At 71.8% G+C, this 7,160-nt stretch carries 9 protein-coding genes and 1 pseudogene; 7 read left to right on the plus strand and 3 right to left on the minus strand.

Going from position 1 to position 7,160, the window contains the following annotated elements:
- Positions 1-491: thiamine pyrophosphate-dependent enzyme (locus ABT354_RS37810; protein WP_351502577.1), on the minus strand; the 491-nt coding region annotated here is incomplete at its 3' end.
- Between the two features lie 298 nt (positions 492-789).
- On the opposite strand from ABT354_RS37810, the gene ABT354_RS37815 reads away from it, so the two are divergent.
- The 6 genes from ABT354_RS37815 (at position 790) to ABT354_RS37840 (ending at position 4,821) form a co-directional block, all read left to right on the plus strand.
- The gene (locus ABT354_RS37815; protein WP_351502579.1) at positions 790-1,248 is read left to right on the plus strand and encodes an FAS1-like dehydratase domain-containing protein; all 459 of its coding nucleotides are present in this window, start codon (positions 790-792) and stop codon (positions 1,246-1,248) included.
- Entirely contained in the window at positions 1,245-1,754 is a 510-nt protein-coding gene (locus ABT354_RS37820; protein WP_351502581.1) for a MaoC/PaaZ C-terminal domain-containing protein, read from the plus strand. Before ABT354_RS37815 ends, ABT354_RS37820 begins: the two co-directional genes overlap by 4 nt.
- A gap of 13 nt (positions 1,755-1,767) precedes the next feature.
- Positions 1,768-2,715, plus strand: a complete 948-nt coding sequence (locus tag ABT354_RS37825) for an arylamine N-acetyltransferase family protein (RefSeq protein WP_351502583.1) — start codon at positions 1,768-1,770, stop codon at positions 2,713-2,715.
- A 22-nt stretch (positions 2,716-2,737) separates the two neighbouring features.
- Positions 2,738-3,565 (plus strand): 4'-phosphopantetheinyl transferase family protein, encoded by an 828-nt coding sequence (locus ABT354_RS37830; protein WP_351502585.1) that lies wholly within the window; start codon positions 2,738-2,740, stop codon positions 3,563-3,565.
- A gap of 84 nt (positions 3,566-3,649) precedes the next feature.
- Entirely contained in the window at positions 3,650-3,892 is a 243-nt protein-coding gene (locus ABT354_RS37835) for a hypothetical protein (protein WP_351502587.1), read from the plus strand.
- Positions 3,893-4,059: 167 nt separating this feature from the next.
- Positions 4,060-4,821: a maleylpyruvate isomerase family mycothiol-dependent enzyme gene (locus tag ABT354_RS37840; protein WP_351502589.1), complete on the plus strand. Its 762-nt coding sequence runs from the start codon at positions 4,060-4,062 to the stop codon at positions 4,819-4,821.
- 65 nt (positions 4,822-4,886) lie between these two features.
- Here the strand turns inward: ABT354_RS37840 and ABT354_RS37845 are convergent, their stop codons facing one another.
- Positions 4,887-5,549 carry a LuxR C-terminal-related transcriptional regulator gene (locus ABT354_RS37845; protein WP_351502592.1) on the minus strand — a complete coding sequence of 221 codons (663 nt, stop codon included), beginning with the start codon at positions 5,547-5,549 and terminating at the stop codon, positions 4,887-4,889.
- Positions 5,550-6,003: 454 nt separating this feature from the next.
- On the opposite strand from ABT354_RS37845, the pseudogene ABT354_RS37850 reads away from it, so the two are divergent.
- Positions 6,004-6,225, plus strand: a pseudogene (locus ABT354_RS37850) (IS630 family transposase); the annotation flags it as partial.
- A gap of 21 nt (positions 6,226-6,246) precedes the next feature.
- On the opposite strand, the gene ABT354_RS37855 reads toward ABT354_RS37850, so the two are convergent.
- On the minus strand, positions 6,247-6,930 hold the full coding sequence (locus tag ABT354_RS37855) for an alpha/beta fold hydrolase (protein ID WP_351502594.1): 684 nt from the start codon (positions 6,928-6,930) through the stop codon (positions 6,247-6,249).
- Between the last annotated feature and the right edge of the window lie 230 nt (positions 6,931-7,160).

Here is a 7,160-nt window from a genome sequence, read left to right on the forward strand (position 1 = left end):
AAGTACGCCACCACCGCCGAATCCACCCCGTCCCGCACCACACCCATCGCATAACCAGCCGCATGCAACGCCTGCGAACCAATCACAATCGTGTACGGGTGAAAGCGATGGACGAGCGGGTCCCAACCGCCGTGGGTGACCCCCCGGAAGGAGGCCATCATCGCCTCCGGCGCCACCCCCCGGCACCAGGCGACGCCGTGCTCGCGATAGGTGGAGAAGACATAGTCGTCGTCGCGGAGCGCCCGCCCCGAACCGATCTGCGCCGCCTCCTGCCCCAGCAGCGAAGGCCACAGCCCCAGCTCGCCCTGGCGCTGGAGAACGGTGGCCTCCGCGTCGAACCGCCGGGTCAGAACCATGTCGCGCAACAGCTCCCGCAACTGCTCCGCGCCCAGGTCGACGGCGAAGTCGGGGTGCTCGACCCGTTCACCGTCCGGGGTGAGGAGTTGTATCGGCCGGGGCTCGGCCGCCCGGTCCACGGATGAAGTCGTCATCACTGTCGCTCCTTAGGGATCGCCGCCGACCATGAGTACCAGCGACCCGGCCCATCACGGGAGCCCTGGATGGCGCACCCGAGCGGTACCGCCCCCGCCCCGCCCGGGGCGACCGGCGAGCCCGATGAGCCAGCCCGGACGGCGTTGTCCCGGCACGCGGCCGACGGCGACAGTGGACAGGGTGAGCCGGTCCCGGGCCGGGGGGCGCCGCGCCCTTCCCCGTAACGGAACGGGAGGTGCCGCACCCTTCCCCGTACCCGACCGGTCCACCGCACCGACCACGAGCCACGGAGGAGCCATGCTGATCGCCGAGAGACTCACCGGTCCCCGGCCGGCCTACCGGGTGCGCCTGGAACGGGGCGCCGTGAGCCGGTTCGCCGACGCGATCGGTGCCGGGGACGCGGTGCACCACGACAGCCGGGCCGCCCGCGCGGCCGGATATCGCGACGTGATCGCGCCACCGACCTATCTGTTCGGCGTCGACCTCGACCGGGGCGGCGTACTGGAGCTGCTGGCCGAAGCCGGTGCCGACCCGGCCTCCTGCCTCCATGTCGAGCAGGAGTTCAGCTATGCCTCCGCCGTCTGCGCCGGGGACACCCTCGTCCTCCGGCCCGCCTTCGGCCCGGCGCCGCTGCCCGCGCGGGGCGCGCTGGAGTTCGTCGCGCGGACCACGGAGGTCGAGCGGGACGACGGCACCCCGGTGGCACGGCTGCGCCAGGTGGTCGCCGTCCGCCGGGCACCCGGGGAGCACGTATGACGGCCCCCGCCACCCCTGAGATCTCCCCCGAGGTCTCCTCCGGTGCCTCTCCCGAGGCTTCTCCCGGCATACGCCCCGGGACGGAACTGCCCCCACTGCGCCAGGCCCCCCTGACCGAGGCGGCCATCGCCGCCTACGCACGGGCGTCCGGCGACACCAACCCCATCCATCTGGACCCCGAGGCGGCGCGCGCGGTCGATCTGCCCGGTGTGATCGCCCACGGCATGCTCACGATGGCCCTGCTGGGCCGGACGGTGACGGCCTGGGCGGACCGGGACCGGCTGCGCTCCCTCCGTACGACATTCGTGGCCCCTCTTCCCGCAGGGTCCGCCGTCATCTGCACCGGCACGGTGACGGATGTGACGACCACCGAGGACGGCGGTGAGACCCGGGCCGTGGTCCGGCTCGTCGCCCGCCGTCCGGACGGCCGGACCGTCGCGCGAGGCCGCGCGGTCGTGGCCCTGGAACCCGAAGCTCTCGGAAGGCCGAACGATGCACCCGTCTGACACCCTCGCACCGGTGGGAGCCCCTGGCGCCCTCCGCACCCTCAACACCCCGGACACTCTGGACACCCTCGACACCCTCGACACCCTTGATGTCCGCCGCTATCTCGACCGGCTGAGGACGGACCACAGCGGAAGGCCCAGTCTGGACGGGCTCCGCGCACTGCACCGCGCGCATGTCGAGACCGTTCCGTACGAGACGCTCGACTTCCAGCTGGGGCGCTCCACCCCCATCGACCCGGCGTCCAGTGTCGCCCGGATCCTCAAGGGGCGCGGCGGCTACTGCCTCCACCTCAACGCGGCCTTCGGCCGGCTCCTCACCGCGCTCGGATACGAGGTGACCTGGCACCGGGGTGGGGTCCACCTGGACGGATCGATGCCCGCACCGGGCGCGAACGCCAACCATCTGACCCTGACCGTGGCCGTCGACGGCGCCACCTGGATGGCCGATGTGGGGCTGGGGGACGCACTGTACGAGCCCCTGCCGCTGCGGGCGGGGAGCTACCGGCAGGGGCCGTTCCGCTATCGGCTCGGCCCCTCGCAGGCGGCCCCCGGCGGCTGGCGGCTCGACCACCATGAGAACGGCAAGTTCGTGGGGATGGACTTCGCCCCGGAGCCCGCCGTACCCCGCCAGTTCCTCGCCCAGCACCGCTGGATGTCCACCTCGCCGGCGTCCGTCTTCGTCCGGATCGCCTCCGTGTACCGCAGGGATGCCACCGGGGTCGACGGGATGTGCGGCTGTGTCCTGAGCCGGATCGACGGCACCGGCGTCCATGAGGTCGCCGAACTGACCACGGCGGGGGAGTGGTTCGACGCCCTGGCCTCGGTCTTCGGGCTCACCCTGGACGACCTGGACGCGCGCGACCGGGCCAGGCTGTGGATGTGGCTGGCCCGCTCGCACGAGACCCGGCTGCGGATGCGGGCCGAGGCGGAGCGCGAACGGGCGCTCTCCGGTGCGCGCTGACGCCCTGACGGCGGCGGTGCCCGTGCCTGTGCCTGTGGCCGTCGCCTCGGTCGAGGGCACGGCGTACGGCCCCGACGTCACTGATGTCACGGATGTCACGGATGCCACCGACGGCACCGCCTTCCTTTCCGAGGGCCGGACCTATGAGGTCGGCGGGGTGCCGGTACGGGTGTGGCGGTGCCGCCTCGGCACCGCCGCGCCGACCGCCCGGGAGCTGCGGACCCTGTCCGACGAGGAGACCGCCCGCTACCGCTCCTTCCACGACCCCGTCAGGGCGGCCTGGTACGCCAGGGCCCACACCGGGCTGCGCCGGGCGCTCGCGCCCCTGCTCGAAGTGGCGCCCGCCCGGGTCGTCTTCGGCCGGGGTCCCTGCCCGACCTGCGACGACCCCCGCCATGGCCGTCCCGTGATCACCGCCCCCGCCACCGAACTGGAGATCAGCCTGTCCCGCTCGGGCCCGTACTGGCTCTGCGCGGTCACCGAGTCCGTCCCCGTCGGCGCGGACATCGAACGGCTGCGTCCCTCGTACGCGACCGGACTCCCCGAGGCGGTGCTCGGCGCGGCGGAGCTGGCCCATCTGAGGAGCGTCCCGCCGGGCGCGCGGGCGGTGGAGTTCCTGCGCTGCTGGACCCGTAAGGAAGCGGTGGTCAAGGGCAGCGGCGTGGGCATCACCACCGATCTGCGCGGGGTGGCGGTCCGCCCCGACCTCCCCCTCGCGGTGGTCCGCCACCGCGCCGCCGCCGGGGGTCCCGACACCTGGGCCGTCCGCGACCTGCCCGCGGGCACCGACCACCTGGCGGCCCTGGCGGTGGCGGTGCCGTCGCCGCGCTCTTCCGCGCTGTTCCCCTGATGCGGCGGGCGCCGGGCTGCTACCTTCCGCCGTGTCGGGCGGAAGCGGATCGGTGTACGGGTGGCGGAGTACGTGGAAGAGCACATGGCGGAACTGGTCGGCGAGGCCCGCGAGGAGGCCGAAGGGCGCGCGGGTGACTTCGCGTACCGGGAGTCGGGAGGCTGGGAATCGGTCGCCGGAGATGTCGGTTTCTGGTACGGGTGGCACTGGGACGAGGTGAAGGAAGAGCTGGCGGACCGGGCCGAGGAGCTGGGCCTGAGCTGGGAGACCGCCGAGGCCCCGGTGCGGGCCGCCTTCGAGGAGACGTTCCGGGAGTCCTTCGGCTGAGTCCGCCCGTTGTACCGCCTGATGTACCGCCTGATGTACCGCCTGATGTACCGCCTGATGTACCGCCCGTTGTACCGTCCGGGCGTACCTCCGTGAGGACGGCTCCCGCAGCTGACGGCCTGGAAAATGGGGTGCGGTCGGCCGAGTTGGGGTGATAAGGAGGCGATGTGACAGAGAGCCTTGAGTTTTCCGTCCTGCTGCAACTGATCGACGAGTGGTCGGCCGCGTTCCGGAGCGCGGTTGCCGCCGCGCCCAGCCTTGAGGCGTCGGTGCCGTCCTGCCCCGAGTGGACGTTGTTCGATCTGGTGCGGCACCTGGGGACGGGCCAGCGCTGGTGGGCCGCGACCGTCGCCGCGGGCCCGGCCGAGGCTCCGCCGGCCAAGGACGCCTCGGAGGTGCCGCGCGAGCTCTCGGCGCTGCTGGCCTGGTACGCCGAGTCGAACGAGCTGCTGCTGAGTGCGCTGCGCGACGCCGGCGCGGAGCGCGAGTGCTGGACGTGGTGGGGCGCCGGCGTATCGCCGACGAATGCCTGGGGTGTTGCCCGGCGCCGGGTGCACGAGGTGCTGGTGCACACCTACGACGCCCAGCTCGCCGCAGGCGCGGTGCGGCCCATGCCGGCGGAGATCGCGATCGACGGGGTGGCCGAGTTTCTCGACACCTGCAACTCCACCCCGGTGGCCTGGCCGCACGAGGCCGCCACCATCCACTACCACGCCACCGAGGGCCGCTCCTGGCTCCTCGCGTTGGACGGCACCGGCGCCTGGCCCGCACCCCTCACGGACGACGCCGCGCCCGCCTCCGCTTCGGCCACGGGCACGGCCGAGCAGCTGCTCCTCTTCGTCTGGGGCCGCCTCACGCTGAGCGACCTGACGATCGAGGGCGACCAGCAGGTGTTCGAGCGGCTGATCGCCTGGGATCCCGAGGAGTAGCCGGTCCGTACCGCCGACGGACGGCCTTGACGACGTCCGCCCCGGTGAACGCGGAGGTGATCGTCTCAGGCGGAGGAGAGGATGCCTTCTTCCATGGCCCGCACGACCGCGCGGGTGCGGTTGGGGCAGTTCAGCTTCGCGAGGATATTGCTGACCAGCCGCTTCACCCCGTGCTCGGAGATGGTCAGCCGCCGGGCGACCTGCTTGTTGCTCATCCCCTGCGCCAGTAAGCGCAGCACCTGAAGCTCACGCGGGGTGAGCGAGGTGAGCCGGAACTCGGGATCGACGGGCCGATTGCGCCCCACCCGCCCCAGCAGTGTCCTGGCCAGCGTCGCGGAGACGAAGAGCTTCCCCGCGAGGGCGTCCGCGACCGCCGCCGACAGTGTGCGCGTATCGAGATCCTTCCGGTCCACGAACCCCTGACCGCAGAGCCTGGACGCCCGGACGATGTCCTCCTCGTCCTCCCCGTCCACCAGGATCAGCAACTTGGTGCCGAGATCTCTCAGCTCCTCCAGCGTCTCCCCGGGCCACTGCTCCTCCGCCTCCGCCGCCGCGAGCACCGCCAGATCCACGGTGATCGCGAGCCGCGCCCTGGCCTCCTCCCCGGTCCCGTAACAGTGCACCGACCCGTGCTCGACCGCGGACCGGATCATCGCCTCGATCCCGTACCGCTGCACCACGTCCTCCAGGACCACACAGATACGCAGAAGGGCTTCGTCGTCGCTCACGATGTGTCTCCCCTGGGGGCCTTGGGCGCGGAAGTCGTGTCCGAACACCGGCGGGACCGACCGGGACACGGTCCTCGCACTCTCCGTCCACAATAAATAACGAACGCTTGGTTTTCAATGTCCTTACGCGATACGGCTGTTCGGGTACGGGGCGCTGCGCGAGCCGGGGGGACCACAGATCGCGGGGGCCGCCGTGGACGACGGTCGCCCGGGCGCCGTGACCGGGGGTGATCCTGGCCCATGATGTGGTCGGGGGGTGGACCGGGCCGTAGATGTCCAGGCCGTTGTCCGCGCCCACCAGGGTCATGGCGACGACAGCGGGCTGGACCATCCAGATCTCATGGGCTGTGGCGTGGACGACTTCGGTGAGGAAGGCTGTCGTGTCGTCGGTGGCCGGGAGGTGCACGATCCTGCGCCGACCGTCCCCGTCGAGGAGCAGTTCGGGGCCAACCCCCCGATCGAGGCGCACTTTGGCCCGCTGCGGCAGTTCACCCTGGCTGACTCCCACCATCCGAACCACACGGTGCAGACCCGGGCCCTGCACGCCTACCTGTGCTGGCGCAACGCCAACGCCCGCCACCCCGACATACTCGCCGCCCAACGCAAGGAACGCGCCGGCATCCGCAGCGAAAAGGGCATCCGCTGGGGCGGCAGACCACTACCGGCAGCGGCCTGACGACCCAACCCCGCCACAGCACTACGAGCTCGCGGCCTCCGCCAGGACGCGGGCGAGCTCGCGGGGGCGGGTGGCCATCGGCCAGTGGCCCGAGTCGAGATCCACGTACTCAAGGTGGGCGGCGCGGGCGAGGTCAGGGCTCTCGCCGGCGGCGATCCACTCCTTGGCCTGGGCGGGAGTGAACTCCGGACAGACAACCACGACAGGGACGTCGAAGCGGCGGTCGTCGGTCAGGCGCATGACTCCCCGGGCGACCCCCTCGGGGACAGGAACAGCGGCGGATGCAAGGCGATGCCGGGTCTCCTGGTCCAAGTCGGCGGAGTCCGCTCCCTCGAACGGGCCCCAGCCTGGGAACGGCATGGTGCCGCCCGCAATCGCGAAGTGATCGGCGTAGGCCCGCCCGTCGGCGGCGGGGAAGCCGCCGATCAGTACGACCTTGGCCACCTTCTCCGGTCGCGCGTCGGCGGCCAGCCAGGCCAGGCTCGACGCGGCGGAGTGCCCCACCACCATGGGCTTCCCGGGCGCCGCGTCAACGGCGGCGAGTATCGCTGCCAGCTGGTCGTCGAGCGTCGCGGAGGTGGTGCCGTCGCCCTGACCGGGGAGGGTGAGCGGCACGGGACGGTGACCGAGCACGGTGAGTTCGGGCACGACGTCGTCCCACGCGGATCCGTCGAACCACAGGCCGGCGATGAGCAGGATGTCCACGGATGGTCTCCCGGAGAAGAGTCGGATCTGGCTGCCGGAACGCTATCGGGAGGCTCTGACAACTGGCTCAGGCCACCCAACCCGGCAAACCTTCCCGGTCACAGCACTAGGTTCTGTCCGGTGGATCATGTGACTCTAGGGAGTGTCTTCAAAGTAGCGTCGTTCGCCCGGAGGGCGTGCCGGGCGGGGTCTGGTGCGTGCAATCGCAAGGCGGAGGAGGGAGTCCATGC

Origin of the sequence: Streptomyces sp. NPDC000594, assembly GCF_040299965.1 — a bacterium.
Lineage (GTDB): Bacteria > Actinomycetota > Actinomycetes > Streptomycetales > Streptomycetaceae > Streptomyces.

Bases quoted from the DNA above. Each gene is read 5' to 3' on its own strand.
- ABT354_RS37820 (WP_351502581.1), top strand. From the start codon at position 1,245: ATGACGGCCCCCGCCACCCCTGAGATCTCCCCCGAGGTCTCCTCCGGT.
- ABT354_RS37815 (WP_351502579.1), top strand. From the start codon at position 790: ATGCTGATCGCCGAGAGACTCACCGGTCCCCGGCCGGCCTACCGGGTG.
- ABT354_RS37835 (WP_351502587.1), top strand. From the start codon at position 3,650: ATGGCGGAACTGGTCGGCGAGGCCCGCGAGGAGGCCGAAGGGCGCGCG.